Origin of the sequence: Comamonas terrigena NBRC 13299 (genome assembly GCF_006740045.1) — a bacterium.
GTDB lineage: Bacteria > Pseudomonadota > Gammaproteobacteria > Burkholderiales > Burkholderiaceae_C > Comamonas > Comamonas terrigena.
Genome location: NZ_AP019749.1, coordinates 3,270,108 through 3,285,609 on the forward strand (window position 1 = coordinate 3,270,108; position 15,502 = coordinate 3,285,609).

At 67.8% G+C, this 15,502-nt stretch carries 14 protein-coding genes; 8 read left to right on the plus strand and 6 right to left on the minus strand.

The window, feature by feature from the left end:
• Window positions 1-173 precede the first annotated feature (173 nt).
• From CT3_RS14985 to CT3_RS14995, 4 genes are all read left to right on the plus strand, one after another.
• The gene (locus tag CT3_RS14985; protein WP_066533837.1) at window positions 174-1,118 is read left to right on the plus strand and encodes a sulfurtransferase; all 945 of its coding nucleotides are present in this window, start codon (window positions 174-176) and stop codon (window positions 1,116-1,118) included.
• A gap of 69 nt (window positions 1,119-1,187) precedes the next feature.
• Window positions 1,188-2,285 (plus strand): YeeE/YedE thiosulfate transporter family protein, encoded by a 1,098-nt coding sequence (locus tag CT3_RS14990; protein ID WP_066533839.1) that lies wholly within the window; start codon window positions 1,188-1,190, stop codon window positions 2,283-2,285.
• A gap of 15 nt (window positions 2,286-2,300) precedes the next feature.
• A complete protein-coding gene (locus CT3_RS21435; protein ID WP_172591780.1) occupies window positions 2,301-2,468 on the plus strand; it encodes a hypothetical protein in 168 nt (55 codons plus the stop codon).
• A gap of 450 nt (window positions 2,469-2,918) precedes the next feature.
• Window positions 2,919-4,586: a methyl-accepting chemotaxis protein gene (locus tag CT3_RS14995; RefSeq protein WP_083520283.1), complete on the plus strand. Its 1,668-nt coding sequence runs from the start codon at window positions 2,919-2,921 to the stop codon at window positions 4,584-4,586.
• A gap of 420 nt (window positions 4,587-5,006) precedes the next feature.
• Here the strand turns inward: CT3_RS14995 and CT3_RS15005 are convergent, their stop codons facing one another.
• The 3 genes from CT3_RS15005 to CT3_RS15015 form a co-directional block, all read right to left on the minus strand.
• Complete coding sequence (locus CT3_RS15005; protein ID WP_066533841.1) at window positions 5,007-6,530, minus strand: tripartite tricarboxylate transporter permease; 1,524 nt, start codon at window positions 6,528-6,530, stop codon at window positions 5,007-5,009.
• Window positions 6,530-7,099 (minus strand): tripartite tricarboxylate transporter TctB family protein, encoded by a 570-nt coding sequence (locus CT3_RS15010; protein ID WP_066533843.1) that lies wholly within the window; start codon window positions 7,097-7,099, stop codon window positions 6,530-6,532. The genes CT3_RS15005 and CT3_RS15010 overlap by 1 nt, the downstream gene beginning before the upstream one ends.
• Window positions 7,100-7,238: 139 nt before the next feature.
• Complete coding sequence (locus CT3_RS15015) at window positions 7,239-8,198, minus strand: Bug family tripartite tricarboxylate transporter substrate binding protein (RefSeq protein ID WP_066534037.1); 960 nt, start codon at window positions 8,196-8,198, stop codon at window positions 7,239-7,241.
• A gap of 170 nt (window positions 8,199-8,368) precedes the next feature.
• Here CT3_RS15015 and CT3_RS15020 point away from each other — a divergent pair, with 170 nt between their 5' ends.
• The 4 genes from CT3_RS15020 to CT3_RS15035 all read left to right on the plus strand — a co-directional run bounded on the left by CT3_RS15020 (window position 8,369) and on the right by CT3_RS15035 (window position 12,023).
• The gene (locus CT3_RS15020) at window positions 8,369-9,064 is read left to right on the plus strand and encodes a response regulator transcription factor (protein ID WP_066533844.1); all 696 of its coding nucleotides are present in this window, start codon (window positions 8,369-8,371) and stop codon (window positions 9,062-9,064) included.
• Window positions 9,065-9,068: 4 nt separating this feature from the next.
• Window positions 9,069-10,520, plus strand: coding sequence for a sensor histidine kinase (locus CT3_RS15025; RefSeq protein ID WP_066533845.1), 1,452 nt, complete (start codon window positions 9,069-9,071; stop codon window positions 10,518-10,520).
• A gap of 54 nt (window positions 10,521-10,574) precedes the next feature.
• A complete protein-coding gene (locus CT3_RS15030; protein ID WP_066533847.1) occupies window positions 10,575-11,015 on the plus strand; it encodes an RNA-binding S4 domain-containing protein in 441 nt (146 codons plus the stop codon).
• Between the two features lie 216 nt (window positions 11,016-11,231).
• The gene (locus CT3_RS15035; RefSeq protein ID WP_227657909.1) at window positions 11,232-12,023 is read left to right on the plus strand and encodes a DNA/RNA non-specific endonuclease; all 792 of its coding nucleotides are present in this window, start codon (window positions 11,232-11,234) and stop codon (window positions 12,021-12,023) included.
• Between the two features lie 96 nt (window positions 12,024-12,119).
• Here the strand turns inward: CT3_RS15035 and cobT are convergent, their stop codons facing one another.
• The 3 genes from cobT to CT3_RS15050 all read right to left on the minus strand — a co-directional run bounded on the left by cobT (window position 12,120) and on the right by CT3_RS15050 (window position 15,500).
• Entirely contained in the window at window positions 12,120-13,199 is a 1,080-nt protein-coding gene (gene cobT, locus CT3_RS15040; RefSeq protein ID WP_066533848.1) for a nicotinate-nucleotide--dimethylbenzimidazole phosphoribosyltransferase, read from the minus strand.
• 238 nt (window positions 13,200-13,437) lie between these two features.
• Complete coding sequence (locus CT3_RS15045) at window positions 13,438-13,884, minus strand: hypothetical protein (RefSeq protein WP_083520300.1); 447 nt, start codon at window positions 13,882-13,884, stop codon at window positions 13,438-13,440.
• A 125-nt stretch (window positions 13,885-14,009) separates the two neighbouring features.
• A complete protein-coding gene (locus tag CT3_RS15050) occupies window positions 14,010-15,500 on the minus strand; it encodes a cobyric acid synthase (protein WP_066533852.1) in 1,491 nt (496 codons plus the stop codon).
• Window positions 15,501-15,502 lie beyond the last annotated feature (2 nt).

Below are 15,502 nucleotides of genomic sequence, written 5' to 3' on the forward strand. Positions count from 1 at the left end.
GGGGGACCTGCACCGCAAGTGCCCACTCCCGCCGCCCGCCTGATCCTGCGCAATGGCCCTGGCTGCATCTGCATCAAACGCAGGGTGCGTTGAAGCCTGGGCCCAGGGATCGGACAATATCTGCCTCTTTCCACTCCCATCCGCAGCTGCCTGCGCGCGCTGCGGCGGATGCCATGAACCACAAACTGATCGCCCTGGCCCTGTCCCTGGGCAGCACCGGCTGGAGCCTAGCCGCCCAGCCCCTGCTGACACCGGCTGCGCTGCAGCCCCTGCTGAAAGACCCGCAAGTGCGCGTGATCGACATCCGCGAACCCAAGGGCTTTGACGCCGCGCATATTCCGGGCGCAGTGAACGCTCCCTACGGAAAATGGCGCGGCCCGGCCAGCAACCCGGGCGAGCTGCCCGACCAGGCCAAGCTGGTGGCACTGGTGCAGTCGCTGGGCCTGACGCCCCAAACCCACGCTGTGGTGGTTTCCACCGGCAAGGACGCCACCGACTTCGGCGCCATGGCCCGGGTCTACTGGACGCTCAAGTCGCTGGGGCTGACCGAGCTGTCCATCGTCAACGGCGGCATGCAGGCCTGGGATGCGGCCAAGCTGCCCACATCGACCACGGCCGTGCAGGTCGCCCCCAGCACGTATGCACCCACTTTCGATGCGCGCTGGCTGGCCACGCGCGACGATGTGCAGCAGCATGTGAAGCTGAGCAACGCCGTGCTGGTGGATTCGCGCCCCGATGCCTTCTACCAGGGCAAGACCCAGGCGCCCGCCGCCAAGCTGGCCGGCACCCTGCCCGGTGCCGTGCAGCTGGACTTCAACCAGTGGTTCGTGCCCGGCTCCTCCACCTTCGTGGAGACCGCCAAGGCCAAGAAAGTGGCTGCCCACATCCAACACCCTGAGGGCCAGGACGCCGTGGCGTTCTGCAACACCGGCCACTGGGCGGCCACCGACTGGTTCGGCCTGAGCGAAGTGGCCGGCCTGCCGAATGTGAAGCTGTACGCCGGATCGATGGTGGACTGGACGCAGTCGCCCGACATGCCCCCGATGCAGAACATGCCCGGCCGTGGCGAGCAGCTGCTGCGCGCCACCCAGCAGTGGTGGCAGAAAAAGCTGAACTGAGCCCGTACTTCCCGCTGAAGCCGTGCACGGCTTCAGCCCCTGCACTGCCGATTCCCAGAACCACACTCTATGAAACGACTCCCCCTGGCCGTTCTGATGGCCCTCTTTCTTGGCTGGCTGCTGTGGACCGTGTCCCTGCGCCAGGCCGCACTGTTTGCCGTGGGCATCGGCCTGGGCGCCGTGCTGGCCGGCAAGCGCTTCGGCTTCACCACCGGCTGGCGCATGCTGATCGAAGACAAGGACCCTTCCGGGGTCTTCGGCCAGTTGCTGCTGCTGGCGCTGGCGGCCGCCATGGCCATGCCACTGCTGGGCCATTTTCCGGAACTGACCGCCGCCCTGGGCCCGCCCAGCATCAGCCTGCTGGTGGGCGCTTTTGTGTTCGGCCTGTGCATGCAGATTGCCGACGGCTGCGGCAGCGGCACGCTGTACAAGGCCGGCATGGGCATTCCCATGAACACGGCCATCCTGCCGCTGTTTGCCATTGGCAGCTTTCTGGGCAGCCTGCACCTGGGCTGGTGGCTGGACCTGGGCCGCGCCGCGCCCGTGGGCCTGGTCACGGTCTGGGGCTGGGATGCGGCCCTGGCCGCCACGCTGGCCGGTCTGGCACTGGTAGCAGCCGGTGTGAGCCTGTACTGCAAGCGCAGCAACCTGCAGGCGGGCATTGCGCCCAAGCCGCTGTTTGTGCGCAAGTGGGTGATGGGCGCCGTGCTGCTGGCCCTGCTGGCCACAGCCAACCTGCTAATTGCCGGCCAGCCCTGGGGCGTGGTCTACGGCTTCGGCCTGTGGGCCGCCAAGGTGGCCAACGCCACCGGCGCGGTGGACCTGGCGCACAACTGGTTCTGGAGCCAGCCCGGCAATGCCGCGCGCCTGCAGGAGACGGTACTGCTGGATGTGACCAGCATCACCAACATCGGCATTCTGGCCGGCGCACTGTGGGTCAGCGCGGGCAAGCCGGCATCTGCCAAGCCGCTGACCGGCACGCAGTGGGCCGTGGCCCTGACCGCCGGCCTGGTGCTGGGTTACAGCTCGCGCCTGGCCTTTGGCTGCAATGTGGGCGCCATGTTCTCCGGAATTTCCACCGGCTCCATCCACGGCTGGATCTGGGTGCCGCTGGCGTTTGCCGGCACCATCTTCGGGCTGCGCATCCGCCGCCGCTTCGGCTTCTAAGCAAGGGACCACTCCATGACGCAAAAAACCATTCTGCGCACCGCTTTCTGGGTGGTCCTGCTGGGCTTCATCGCCTGGGACTACCAGCATTCCAAGCCCGTGGACCTGCGCTTCGAAGCGCCACTGATCGCGGCCGGTTCCGGCCAGGCCGTGCAAGGCGGCCACTGCTCCATGCCGGACTGACAGACGCGCCCCGCTGGGGCGTGCCGGCACACACCGCCCCCTCGGCTGCGAGGCGGGCGGTTTTTTTATGCCGGAGCGAACCCTTGTCCTCTGCGCGCAGAGACGGACGAAAGCGCAGCGAGGCGCAAGGATTCGCACCGATCAGCACCCAATAGCGCCGATTCGCGCCAGCATCGCCAAAATACTGACAGCATCCTGACAAATACATAGCACCCGCAAACTACAAAAACAGGAGCATCAATCGACAGCCTCATAAGGAATTTAAAGCCGCCTCATATGAATTCTCTATCACGGAGTGTTTTTCAGGGGACAGATCAAATGTTTCATTTCGTGAATTGACTGACAGAATTTGCCGGCTCTATTGACGAACGGACTGGACAGACTTGCCAGCCAGCACCCGCCGCCACGCACCGGCCAGCCGTTCCCCCTCTCCCCCCTCAGGAATTCCGTATGAAACAAGTCAGCATCCGCGCCCGCCTGTGGCGTCTGGTGATCTCGCTTCTGGTTCTGGTTGCGACCTCCGCCCTGGCGTTGATGTGGCAGTTGCAGGTGGCCAACCAGCGCCTGTCCACCATCTACAACGACCGCGTCCTGCCCATGCAGCAGCTCAAGGTGGCGGCGGACAGCTACTCGGTCAAACTGATCGAAGTGGCCACCAAGGTCTATGTGCAGCAGATCCTGCCCGAGCATGGCCAGCAGATGCTGGCCGAGCAGCGCCAGCGCATGGACGGCATGTGGGCCGCCTACCTGGCCACGGACTTGCTGGACAGCGAGAAAGAGCTGATCCAGCGCATCGAGGGCCTGAAGGAAGCGGCCCAGCCGCGCCTCAAGGAGCTGGACTCCATCCTGACCAACTATGACATGGAGCGCATGAGCGCCTTCATCGAATACCGGCTGTTCCCCACCGTCACCCCGCTGGCCAAGGCGTTTGACGAGCTGATCGACATCCAGACCACCGAAGCCCAGGCCGCCTACGAACACGCCAACGCCGACTACCAGCGTCTGCTGGCTGTCAGCGCCGCCGTGCTGCTGGCCGCGATTGCACTGGCCCTGTGGACGGGTCGCCGCCTGATCCGCGCCATCATCGAGCCGCTGAACGAGGCGGTGCAGGTGGCGGAAACCGTGGCCCGGGGTGACCTGACGGCCCACATCAGCCACCAGGGCAATGACGAAGTGGGCCGCCTGCTGTCTGCGCTGCGCACCATGAACAGCAACCTCTCCCAGGTGGTGGGCCGCATCCGTGCGGGCAGCGAATCGATTGCCACCGGCGCCTCGCAGATCACCATGGGCAACAACGATCTGTCGCAACGCACCGAGACCCAGGCCAGCAACCTGCAGCAGACGGCAGCGTCCATGGAGCAGCTCACTGCCACCGTGCGCCACAACACCGATGCCGCCGCCCAGGCTTCCCATCTGGCGGTGCGCGCCGCCGACACGGCGCGCCAGGGCGGCGATGCCATGCAGCAGGTGACCCGCACCATGCAGAGCATCTCGGCCAGCTCCAGCAAGATTGCCGACATCATCGGCGTGATCGACGGCATCGCCTTCCAGACCAACATCCTGGCGCTGAACGCGGCCGTGGAAGCGGCCCGCGCCGGTGAGCAAGGCCGTGGCTTTGCCGTGGTGGCAGGCGAAGTACGTTCTCTGGCTGGCCGCAGTGCCGAAGCCGCCAAGGAGATCAAGGCCCTGATCCAGCAAAGCGTGGACCAGGTCGGCAGTGGCGCCCGTCTGGTGGACAGCGCCGGCGGCACCATCCAGGACATCGTGGAGCAGGTGCAGCAGGTCTCGGCACTGATCAACGAGATCAACAGCGCCAGCCAGGAGCAGGCGCGTGGCATCAGCCAGGTCAGCGATGCCGTGAACCAGCTGGACCAGGTGACGCAGCAGAATGCCGCGCTGGTGGAGGAAAGCGCCGCCGCCGCCTCCAGCCTGAACCAGCAGGCCCACCAGCTGACCGATGTGGTGGCCACGTTCACGCTGGACCAGAGCCAGAGTTCTGCGCAGGCCGTGGAGCTGCCGGGCTCTGCCCTGCAGGCCCCAGCACTGGCTCCGGCCGCCCTGGCACCCGCCACCCCACGCGCCTTGCCGCGCCAGGAAGCGGTAACGGCCGAAGCCTGAACGCCGCGCTGGCAACTGCCAGCGCAGGCACCAAAAAAAGGGAGCGCCATGCGCTCCCTTTTTGTTGGGCCGTGTGCAACCGATGATGCCGTGGTGGCGAGGGGTGCCCGACTGCAGCCCGACAACCCACACTCCCTGCACTGGCACTGGTACTGGCACTGGTACTGGCACTGGTACTGGCACTGGCACTGGCACTGGCACTGGCACTGGCACTGGCACTGGCACTGGCACTGGCACCCATGATCGGGTCTTTGCCATCGCGTGCGCTGCACCACGGCACAGCACAGCACAGCACAGCACAGCACGATCAGGACCAGGTTCTCAGCCAGGGTGCCTGGCGCGGTGGCCCACGCTCCAGCCTATCCAGACATGAAAAAAGGGAGCGCCATGCGCTCCCTTTTGGTGGACTGCCGTGCCCCGCTAGACCGTGGGGGTGGCAGCATGGTGGGCCATGCGCCGTTCGGCCCAGTGCTTGAGCGCACGCGGCAGGATCAGCACCGCCAGCACGATGACGATCAGCGTCAGCGACATGGGGCGCTGCAGGAAGATGCTGAAACTGCCTTCGCCAATGGCCACGGCGTTGCGCATCTGCGCTTCGGCCAGCGGGCCCAGGATCATGCCCACCACCACCGGGGCAGTGGGGAAGTCGAAGCGGCGCATCAGCACACCCAGCATGCCGATGCCGTACAGCAGGAACAGGTCGAACGTGCTCTGGCGCATGCCGTAGGCACCCACGGTGGCGAAGATCAGAATGCCGGCGTACAGCTGCGGACGCGGCACGCGCAGCAGCTTGACCCATATCCCCACCATGGGCAGGTTCAGCACCAGCAGCATGATGTTGCCGATGTACAGCGAGGCAATCAGTGCCCACACCAGCGCTGCCGAGCTGGTGAACAGCTGCGGGCCGGGGTTGATGCCGTAGTTCTGGAACGCGCCCAGCAGCACTGCCGTGGTGTTGCTGGTGGGAATGCCCAAGGTGAGCAGCGGGATCAGCGCGGCGGTCACCGTGGCGTTGTTGGCGGCTTCGGGGCCGGCCACGCCTTCGATGGCGCCCTGCTTGCCGAACTCGTCCTTGTTCTCGCCCTTGGCCAGCTTCTTTTCCATCGCATAGCTCAGGAACGTGGGGATCTCGGTGCCACCGGCCGGCACACAGCCAAAGGGCGTGCCGATGATGGTGCCGCGGATCCAGGCGGGCCAGGAACGCTTCCAGTCGCGTGCCGACATGTGCACCCGCGTCAGCTTGTTCTGCGAGTCCTCCACCTTGCCTTCATACAGGGCGGCGTACAGCACTTCGGCCACGGCAAACAGGCCCACGGCCACCAGCACGATGTCGATGCCGTCCAGCAGCTCCATGCGGCCGGCCGTGTAGCGTGCGGCGCCCGAAATCTGGTCCATGCCCACGCAGCCCAGCGCCAGCCCCAGGAACAGGGCGGTCATGCCGCGCAGACTGCTCTGGCCCAGCACCGCGCTCACGGTGGTGAAGGCCAGCACCATCAGCATGAAGTACTCGGGCGGGCCCAGCTTGACGGCAAAATCGGCCACGGCCGGGGCGAACAGGGTCACCACCACGGTGGCGATCGTGCCGGCCACAAAGGAACCGATGGCCGCCGTGGCCAGCGCCGCGCCGGCGCGGCCACTCTTGGCCATCTTGTTGCCTTCCATGGCCGTGACCATGCTGGCGGTCTCGCCCGGCGTGTTCAGCAGAATGGAGGTGGTGGAGCCGCCGTACATGGCGCCGTAGTAGATGCCGGAGAAGAAGATCATCGAGGCCGTGATCTCCACCTTGCCGGTGATGGGCAGCAGCATGGCCACCGCCACCGCCGGGCCGATACCGGGCAGCACGCCCACGGCCGTGCCCAGGGCGCAGCCCAGCAGGGCCCACAGCAGATTGATGGGAGTGACGGCCGTGGCAAAGCCCGCCATCAGTGCATTGAAAAGTTCCATCACAGCCACCCTGTTTCCGTCAGTCCTGGCAGGTTGATGGCCAGGAATTGCGTAAAGGCCCAGAACACCGGCGCGGCAATCGCCAGGCCCACCAGCAGGTCTTTGAACAGACCCCGGCCCGACAAGGTGTGGGTCTGTTTGGCCGCGCGGCGCAGGCCCTGCACAGCCAGCAGGTAGCACAACGTGCAGCTGAGGATGAAACCCAGGTGCTCAATCAGGCCGGCATTCAGCAGCATGCCGGCCGAGACCCAGACAAAGGCGCCGAGGTCGGCCTTGGCCTGTCCGCCCGGATCGGCTGCATGGCGGTAGCCGCCGGTCCTGGCTTCCCAGATCAGCCACAGGCCGCAGATGGCCAGCACCACGGCGCAGACCCAGGGGATGAAGCCCGGACCGACACCGCCATAGCCGGCATCACCGGGTACATGGCTAGCGCCCCAGCCCATGCCAATGGCCAGCAGCACCACAGCGCCGCCGACCCGCGCCTGCCAGGCCGCAGAAGGGATGGCGCCGCCTTCGTTCGGCGGCTCGGCGGACGGCATGGTGCCGTCCGCAGGATTGGTTTGGTTCATGAGAGATTCCCTCCTTCCACAGGAGTGCGCCATGGCGGCCCGCAACGGGCGGGCGCGCCAGGCAGGCCTGCGCGGGACACACTGCGTGTCACCGCGCCCGGCCAAGGGTCCGGCAGGGCCTGCCGGACGGTTTCACCGGTCAGACCATGCCGGAGCGGGTCATGGTGTCGCGCAGGCTGGCGAATTCCTTGTCCACAAAGGCGGCAAAAGCGTCGCCCGCCAGCCAGGCCGGGGTCCAGCCGTTCTTTTCCATGGACTCGGCCCAGCTCTTGCTCTTCAGGGCCTTGTCCAGCTTGGCGATCAGCTCGTCGCGCTGCGCCTTGCTGATGCCGGGCGCGCCGTAGATGCCGCGCCAGTTGCCGATGGACACGTCAATGCCCTGCTCCTTGAGCGTGGGCACGTCGATGCCCTTGAGGCGTTCGTCGGAGGTGACGCCCACCGGCTTCATCTTGCCGGTGGTGATGTACTCGGCAAACTCGCTGTAGCCGCTGCCGCCGATGGTCACGTTGCCGCCCAGGATGGCGGAAATCGCCTCGCCGCCCCCACGGAAGGCCACGTAGTTGATCTTGGCCGGGTCCACGCCCACGGCACGGGCGATCATGGCGGCGGCAATGTGCTCGGTGGAGCCGCGCGAACCGCCGCCCCACTTGATGGAGCCGGGGTCCTTCTTGAGCTGCGCCACCACCTCGGCCATGCTCTTGAACGGCGAATTGGCCGGCAGAACAAACACGTTGTATTCGCTGGTCAGGCGGGCCAGCGGCGTGGCCTGGGACAGGTTCACCGGCGGCTTGCCGGTGATGATGCCGCCCAGCATCACCGCGCCCATCACCATCAGCGCGTTGGCATCGCCCTTGCTGCCGTTGACGAACTGGGCCAGACCGATGGCGCCGGCCGCACCGCCCTTGTTGTCGTAGGTGACGGTGGAGGCCACGCCGGCATCGATCAGGGCCTTGCCCACGGCACGGCCGGTGGTGTCCCAGCCGCCGCCGGGGTTGGCCGGCAGCATCATCTTCATGGCGGTGGCGGCCTGGGCCGACAGTGGCAGGGCGCCTGCGGCGGCCAGTGCCATCATGGACTTGAGGAAGGTGTCGCGTCGCATGTCTGTGTCTCCTTTGTTGGTGTGAATCGCCCCGCTGACCGCATGCACGCAGGGGGCGCTGCATTGCATCATGCGCCGCCAGCCTGTCAAACCGCTGTCCGCCCGTCTCAGTGAAAACCCCAGCACCACCACCCTGTCAGGCCCTCTGCACGGTGCTATGTTCCTGCGCCATGCACATTCTCCTGGTCGAAGACGATCCCGCCATGCACACCACCTTGCAGCGCGCCCTGGCGCGGCGCGGCATGCAGGTGCACTGGGTGGGAGACGGCCTGCAGGCCCTGGCGCAGTGGACGGCCCAGCCGCCCGACGCCGTGGTGCTGGACCTTAGCCTGCCCGGCATGGACGGCCTGGATGTGCTGGCCCAGGCGCGCCGCCAGGGACTGCGCACCCCCGTGCTGGTGCTCACCGCCCGAGGCACCGTGGGCGACCGGGTGCTGGGACTGAACGCCGGCGCCGACGACTACCTGGCCAAGCCCTTCGATCTGGACGAACTGGAAGCCCGGCTGCGCGCACTACTGCGTCGCAGCGCCCCGGCGGCGGCCGATGGAGGCGACGGCCAGGTGGTGCAGCTGGGCCTGATGCGCTATGAGCGCGACAGCGGGGCCATCTACCACCTGGGCGAGCCGCTGGAGTTCACCCGGCGCGAACGCGCGCTGATGCACGCGCTTCTGGCCAGACCCGGCCAGGCTGTGGCCAAGGAGCGCCTGTATGACCTGGTGTTTCCCGGCGCTGCCGAGGTGCAGTACGAGGCCATCGAGGTGGTGGTCTACCGCCTGCGCAAGAAGCTGGCTGGCACCGGCGTGGACCTGGTCACGCTGCGCGGCCTGGGCTATCTGCTGAAAGTGGCGGCTGCGCCTGCAGCCTGATCCCATGCCCCTGCGCACATCGTCCTCCACCGCCCGCACCACCTGGTCGCTGCGCCGCCAGTTGCTGGTGGGCATTCTGGTGCCGGTGCTGGCCTTCATCGGTTTCAACACCTACAGCCTGTACCGCGAATCGCTGCAGACCCTGCATACAGCCTACGACCGCACGCTGCTGGCCTCGGCCAAGAGCATCAGCGAACAGCTGGACGTGCATGGCTACGACCAGCAGGCACAGTTGCGCGCCACCGTGCCCTATTCGGCGCTGGAGATTTTCGAGGCCGACAACCAGAGCCGCATGTACTACCGCGTCTCCAGCCTGGACGGAGCCCTGGTCTCCGGCTTCCCGGATCTACCCATGTGGCGGGGCCGCATCCCGGCGCGCCCGCCCTACAGCGCGCTGGTGGATTTCTACGATGCCTCCTTTCGCGGGGAGCCGGTGCGCGTGGCCGTGCTGCTGCAGCCCGTGGCCAGCGCCACCGGACGCAGCATGGCGGTGATCCAGGTGGCCGAGACCCTGCAGTTGCGCCAGACACTGGCGCTGCACCTGCTGCGCGACACGCTGTGGCGCCAGGCCCTGCTGGTGGCGCTGGTGGTGCTGACCGTGCTGGTGGTGGTGCAGCGCGTCACCCGGCCGGTGCGCCGCATCAGCGATGCCATCGAGCAGCGCCCGCAGGGCGACCTCAGCCCCTTGCAGCCGTCCGCCGTGCCGCGCGAGCTGCAGCCGCTGCTGAACGCCACCAACCAGGTCATGGACCGGCTGCGCCCGCTGCTGGCCCACCAGAAGCGTTTTGTGCGCGATGCCTCCCACCAGTTGCGCACACCGCTGGCCGTGCTCAAGACCCAGGTGCAGTCCGCCCGGCGCGGCGACATGCCGCCGGAGCAGGCGCTGGCCGAAATCGAAGCCACGGTGGACCGCGCCACCCGTCTGGCCAACCAGATGCTGGCCCTGGCCAAGGTGGAACAGCTGCGCCAGCAGGCCGAAGCACCCACGCCCCAGCCCTGGGAGCAGATCGTGCGCGATGTCGCGCTGGACCTGGCCCCGCTGGTGGCGGACAAGGGGCTGGACTTCGAGCTGCAGGCCGACCAGCCGGTGCAGGTGACCGCCCCGGAGTGGATGCTGCGCGAACTCACCCGCAACCTGTTGCACAACGCCATCCGCCACGCGCCGCCGGGCACGCCGCTGCAGGTGCGGCTCACCCATAGCGCCAGCGATGCGCTGCTGTGCATTGCCGACAGCGGACCCGGCATCAGCCCCGAGCTGGAACGCCGGCTGTTCCAGCCCTTTGCCGCAGGCGACCGGCACAGCGGCTCCGGCCTGGGCCTGGCCATCTGCCGCGAAATCGTCCAGGCACTGCACGGCGAGCTGCGGCTGACCAACCGCCTGCATGCCACGCACGGCAGCGTGGTCGGCCTGGATGCCATGGCGCAACTGCCGCTGTACCACCCGGCCGGGCGCTGATGCGCTGATGCACTGCAGCACCAACGCGCCCTGCACCCAGGCAAAATAAGGGCTATGAGCGAACTGCTTTCGATGCGATTGGACAAATGGCTGTGGTGTGCACGGTTTTACAAGACCCGCAGCCTGGCCGTGGAGGAAATCGGCAAGGGCCGGGTCAGCCTGAACGGCGCCCATGCCAAGCCGGCGCGCGAAGTGAGGGTGGGTGACACCATTGCCCTGCGCCAGGGCCAGGTGCCGCGCACCGTGGTGGTACGGGGCCTGAGCGGCATGCGTGGCCCGGCCCCCGTCGCCCAGCAGCTGTACGAGGAAACCGCCGACAGCCTGGTCCAGCGCCAGCAACTGGCCGAACAGCGCCGCCTGGCCCCGGAGCCGGCCGACGCCATTGCCGGACGGCACGACGGCCGGCCCACCAAGCGCGACCGCCGCAGCATCGACCAGGTGCGCAGCAGCTGGGGCGAGCGCTGGAGCGCCTCCCTGGACGATCTGAAACGCTGACCCCGGCCATGGCGGTCGGCACGGCCGCCGGTGCCGGACTGCCCCACAGCGCCCCCACCCGAGCGGGGCCTGATCTGCTCAGCTTTGCATAGCTGTCTGCACCGGACCGGCAGGCCCTGGCGGCAATTCCTGTGCCCCGGAAGGAGAAAGCGATTGGTGTTCCAATCGGCGCACTCTCTTCGCTTGTGACAAGGGGCCTGGTGCCCCAGGTATTCCGTGAAATTCGCTTTGCTGTGGGCGCGCCGGGTGCGCGCCATCGCCGCCGCCGCCCTGCTGGCCGCGGCACTCCCCTCTTCCCTGCTGCAGGCCAAGACGCCGCTGCTGCCCGCCACCGCAGCGGCCATCAGCGGTGACTTTGCCGAATGCCCCAGCTTCTTTGCCAACGGCACGCCGCCGGCCGTGCAGCCCCTGCCGCGCCTGCGTGCCCTGTGCTATGACGCGTTTGCGGTGCTGCACAACGGCAGCACCAAGACACCGATGTTCGTGGCCCAGCGCCTGAACCGTGCGCTGGTGGAAGACGCTGACGAAAAGCGCAGCAACCGCTTCTATGCCGATGCCCGCCTGCCCCGCGCCGAACGCGCCGAGCTGGAGGACTACAAGCGCTCCGGCTACTCCCGCGGCCACATGGCGCCGGCCGGCGACATGCCCACGCCCCAGGCCATGGCACAGAGCTTTTCGCTGGCCAATATGGTGCCCCAGTCCATCGAGCAGAACGGCGGTCCCTGGGCACGCATCGAGCAGGACACGCGCCGCTATGCCCGCCGTGCGCAAGGCGATGTGTTCATCATCACCGGCCCGGTCTACCAGGGCGAGGAACATTCCGTGGGCGCCAACCATGTGCGCGTGCCGTCCCACCTGTTCAAGCTGGTCTATGACGCCCAGACCCACCGCGCCTGGGCCCACTGGCAGGCCAATGCGGACCACGCCACGGTGACCCGCCCCATCAGCTACCAGGAGCTGGTGCGCCGCACCGGCATTGAATTCCTGCCCGGCATCCAGGTCCGCTGAACCAGCCCCCTCCTCCGCCCAGGGCCGAGCGGAGGGTGAGGGATAGCGCGCAGCGCCACAGCGCACCTTGCGCTGCGGGCGCCGGTCAAGCGCTTTTCAGGCGCTTTTGACGGACACCCCTGCCGTGCTGAAACTGGCCATCTCGCGCAGCACCGCACAGGCCGCCACCAGCAGCGGCCAGGCCGTGGCCGCACCCGAGCCTTCACCCAGGCGCATATGCCAGTCCAGCAGCGGCTCGGCCCCCAGCTCCAGCAGCATCAGCGTGTGGCCGCGCTCGCCCGAGCGGTGGGCATACACGCAGCGCTCCAGCACCGCTGGGCACAGCCGGCTGGCCACCAGCACGGCGGCCGAGGTGATGAAACCGTCTACCAGGATCACGCGGCTTTCGGCCGCGGCCTGCAGCACCGCCCCGACCATGGTGGCCACTTCCAACCCGCCCATGGCGGCCAGCACCGCCAGCGGCTCGGTCACCCCGGCGTGCAGATCCAGCACGGCGCGCAGCACTTCCACCTTGCGGCGCACGCCTTCGGCATCAAGGCCGGTGCCCATGCCGCTGACGCTGGCCACATCGATGTTGGCCAGCCGCGCCAGCAGCAGCGATGCGCAGGAGGTGTTGCCGATGCCCATTTCGCCCAGCAGCAGCGCATTGCCCGGGAGCTTCTTCACCAGCGCCATGCCGTTCTGGATGGCCAGGCGGCATTCGGCATCGGTCATGGCGGGACCGACCGAGCTGTCCTGCGTGCCATAGGCCACCTTGCGGCGCCACAGGCGCGGCTCGCCGGGCTTGGGCAGCTTGTCTTCCGGGTCCTGTTCGCGGCGGGCAATGTCGCGCGCCACGCCGCAGTCCACGATGTTCAAATGGATGCCGTTGGTGCGCGAGAGCACGCTCACCGCCGCCCCCCCGGCCAGAAAGTTCTCCACCATCTGCCAGGTGACATCGGTGGGATAGGCCGAAACGCCCCGCGCGGCCAGACCGTGGTCGGCCGCGAAGATCACCATCTGCGGGTCCTGCAGCAGCGGCTGGTCCTGGCCCAGGATGGTCGCCACGCGCAGCGCCAGGCGCTCCAGAACGCCCAGCGAGCCCACGGGCTTGGTCTTGTGGTCCAGCAACTGCTGCACATGCTGGGTGAAGGTGTCGTCCTGGATGGAGGGGATGGCGGGCAGAAAGTCGTACATGGCGAAGCGGTTCCTACGCGGGGCACGGGCTGCGTGCCACGCTCACAAAAGAAGCGTCCAAGTATCCTCCTGCGCCCGCACCGGCGGCTTTGCCATGGCACAAGACCATAAAAAAATCTCTTCCGCGCGGGCGGAAGAGATCGGGGGCCTGCGCAGGCAGCAGGCGGCAAGCGCAGGGGCCGGACCGGGCTGCGGGCTCACGCCAGCGCCCGTGTCTGCCCCATGGGGCTGCCGTGGCCTACTGCGGCACAGGGACCTGCTGGGTGTACTCGGTGATGGTGCCACCATCTTGCACCGAGCCGCTGACCTGACCGCTGCGCACACGGCCCACGCAGGCCTGGCGGTCCAGATCGGTCTTGAACACTTCGCAACGCGCCAGGGCATTGCGCTGGAACTGGTCTTCCGGTGTCTTGGTGTCCAGCTTGCCGCGGCGGGCCTCTTCGCGTGCCGCGCCCGCTTCGCGGGTGGCCGGATCGCGGTCCCCGGAGTGCTGCGCCTTGTCGCCGCGGTGGTGCGGACGGTGGTGCTTGCCCATGGGCGGTTTGTCAGGGGCCTTTTTCATCATCGCCGGCGGCGGTGGCGGGGCATCGGCCGGGGCGGCGGTTTGTGCGCCGGCCCAGCCAGCCATGCTCAGCGCCAGCGCGCTCAGGCCCAGTTGGACGGGACGAATCCAGGTGCGTGTCATCAGCAACTCCTTTCCAGAGTGGGTACACAAGAGTCAAAGCTTGCTGGTGTTTTCCCGGACGGCTTATCGGCCCAGCCCGTCAACGCATGCAGGCCACCGCCTACAGTGCGACTGGCCGCCGCCGTTCATTCCACCGCCTGGAACCAGCGCCCCACCCCTTCGGCCATGCGCGCAAACACGGTCTCCAGCGACGGTGCGGCCGTGCCCCACAGCGCCTGCAGCACGGCCTGGTTCTCGAACAGGCCATGCCAGTAGCAGCCCAGGACGACACCGTCCGGGCTGTGCCACAACAGGCCGGGCACGGCCTCGACCACCGTCTGTCCGGCCGCCTGCATGGCGGTGTGCGGTGCGGTCCGGCCATGGTGGATTTCATAGACCGATGCCGCCATGCCTTCCAGGGCCTGCCAGGGTGCGGGCAGTGCCGGCAGCCGCACCTCGGTGCGCTGCACCGTCTTCTCCTGTGCGAACAGCGTGGTCACCGGCAACAGGCCCAGGCCGGCCGCATTTCCGTCCACGCCGTGCAGGTCGATCAGGGCCTCGCCCAGCATCTGCAGACCGCCACAGATGCCCAGCACCCGCTTGCCCGCAGCGGCATGGGCCACCACGGCGGCATCCAGCCCCTGGCTGCGCATCCAGGCCAGGTCGGCTGCGGTGGCCTTGCTGCCGGGCAGGATGACCCAGTCGGCCCCGGCCAGCTGCGCCGGTGTGCGTGCCCAAACCACGCGCACGCCGGGCACCTGCAGCAAGGGCTGGAATTCATCCAGGTTGCTGATGCGCGGATAGGCGACGATGGCGATGGTGGTGTGGACGGCCTGGCCGGCACCCGCGCTGCTGCGGTCGTCGAACACACCGTCTTCTTCCGGCAGGCCGTGCTGGAACTGCATGGGAATGCAGGCCACGGTGGGCACGCCCGTCCTCTCCTGCAGCATCTGCGGGGCCGGCGCCAGCAAGGCGGCATCGCCGCGGAATTTGTTGAGCACAAAGCCTTGAATGAGGGCCTGCTCGTCTGCAGGCAACAGCGCCCAGGTGCCGTAGAGGTGGGCAAACGCCCCACCCCGGTCGATGTCCGACACCAGCAGGCAGTGCGCGCCGCAGTGCCGGGCCACGCGCATGTTCACCACATCGCTGCTGTGCAGATTGATTTCGGCGGGCGAGCCCGCGCCTTCGATCACCACCACATCGTTTTCGGCGCGCAGCGCATCCAGCGCCTGCGCAATCTGCGGCCAGACCCGCAGGCTGCGGCCGCGCCAGGGCAGCTGGGAAAGGGCCTCGTCCACCTGCCCCAGCAGCACCACCTGGCTGCGGGTATCGGCCTCGGGCTTGAGCAGCAGCGGGTTCATGCGCACATCGGGCACCACGCCGGCGGCCAGGGCCTGCAGGTACTGCGCCGTGCCGATTTCGCCCCACTTGCCGTCGGGCGTGGCCACCACGCGCGCGTTGTTGCTCATGTTCTGCGCCTTGAAGGGCGCCACCCGGTAGCCCTGCGCGCGGTACCAGGCGCACAGCGCCGTGGCCACCCAGCTCTTGCCGGCGCCGCTGCTGGTGCCCAGCACCATCACGCACAGCGCCGGGCGCTGGCCGGGCACGGGGCGCGGCAGTTGAATCGAGGCGGTCATGT

What these genes read in the sequence shown, in the direction of transcription:
- CT3_RS14985 (WP_066533837.1), top strand. Translation starts at nt 174, where the DNA reads ATGAACCACAAACTGATCGCCCTGGCCCTGTCCCTGGGCAGCACCGGC.
- CT3_RS14990 (WP_066533839.1), top strand. Translation starts at nt 1,188, where the DNA reads ATGAAACGACTCCCCCTGGCCGTTCTGATGGCCCTCTTTCTTGGCTGG.
- CT3_RS21435 (WP_172591780.1), top strand. Translation starts at nt 2,301, where the DNA reads ATGACGCAAAAAACCATTCTGCGCACCGCTTTCTGGGTGGTCCTGCTG.
- CT3_RS14995 (WP_083520283.1), top strand. Translation starts at nt 2,919, where the DNA reads ATGAAACAAGTCAGCATCCGCGCCCGCCTGTGGCGTCTGGTGATCTCG.
- CT3_RS15005 (WP_066533841.1), bottom strand. Translation starts at nt 6,530, where the DNA reads ATGGAACTTTTCAATGCACTGATGGCGGGCTTTGCCACGGCCGTCACT.
- CT3_RS15010 (WP_066533843.1), bottom strand. Translation starts at nt 7,099, where the DNA reads ATGAACCAAACCAATCCTGCGGACGGCACCATGCCGTCCGCCGAGCCG.
- CT3_RS15015 (WP_066534037.1), bottom strand. Translation starts at nt 8,198, where the DNA reads ATGCGACGCGACACCTTCCTCAAGTCCATGATGGCACTGGCCGCCGCA.
- CT3_RS15020 (WP_066533844.1), top strand. Translation starts at nt 8,369, where the DNA reads ATGCACATTCTCCTGGTCGAAGACGATCCCGCCATGCACACCACCTTG.
- CT3_RS15025 (WP_066533845.1), top strand. Translation starts at nt 9,069, where the DNA reads ATGCCCCTGCGCACATCGTCCTCCACCGCCCGCACCACCTGGTCGCTG.
- CT3_RS15030 (WP_066533847.1), top strand. Translation starts at nt 10,575, where the DNA reads ATGAGCGAACTGCTTTCGATGCGATTGGACAAATGGCTGTGGTGTGCA.
- cobT (WP_066533848.1), bottom strand. Translation starts at nt 13,199, where the DNA reads ATGTACGACTTTCTGCCCGCCATCCCCTCCATCCAGGACGACACCTTC.
- CT3_RS15045 (WP_083520300.1), bottom strand. Translation starts at nt 13,884, where the DNA reads ATGACACGCACCTGGATTCGTCCCGTCCAACTGGGCCTGAGCGCGCTG.
- CT3_RS15050 (WP_066533852.1), bottom strand. Translation starts at nt 15,500, where the DNA reads ATGACCGCCTCGATTCAACTGCCGCGCCCCGTGCCCGGCCAGCGCCCG.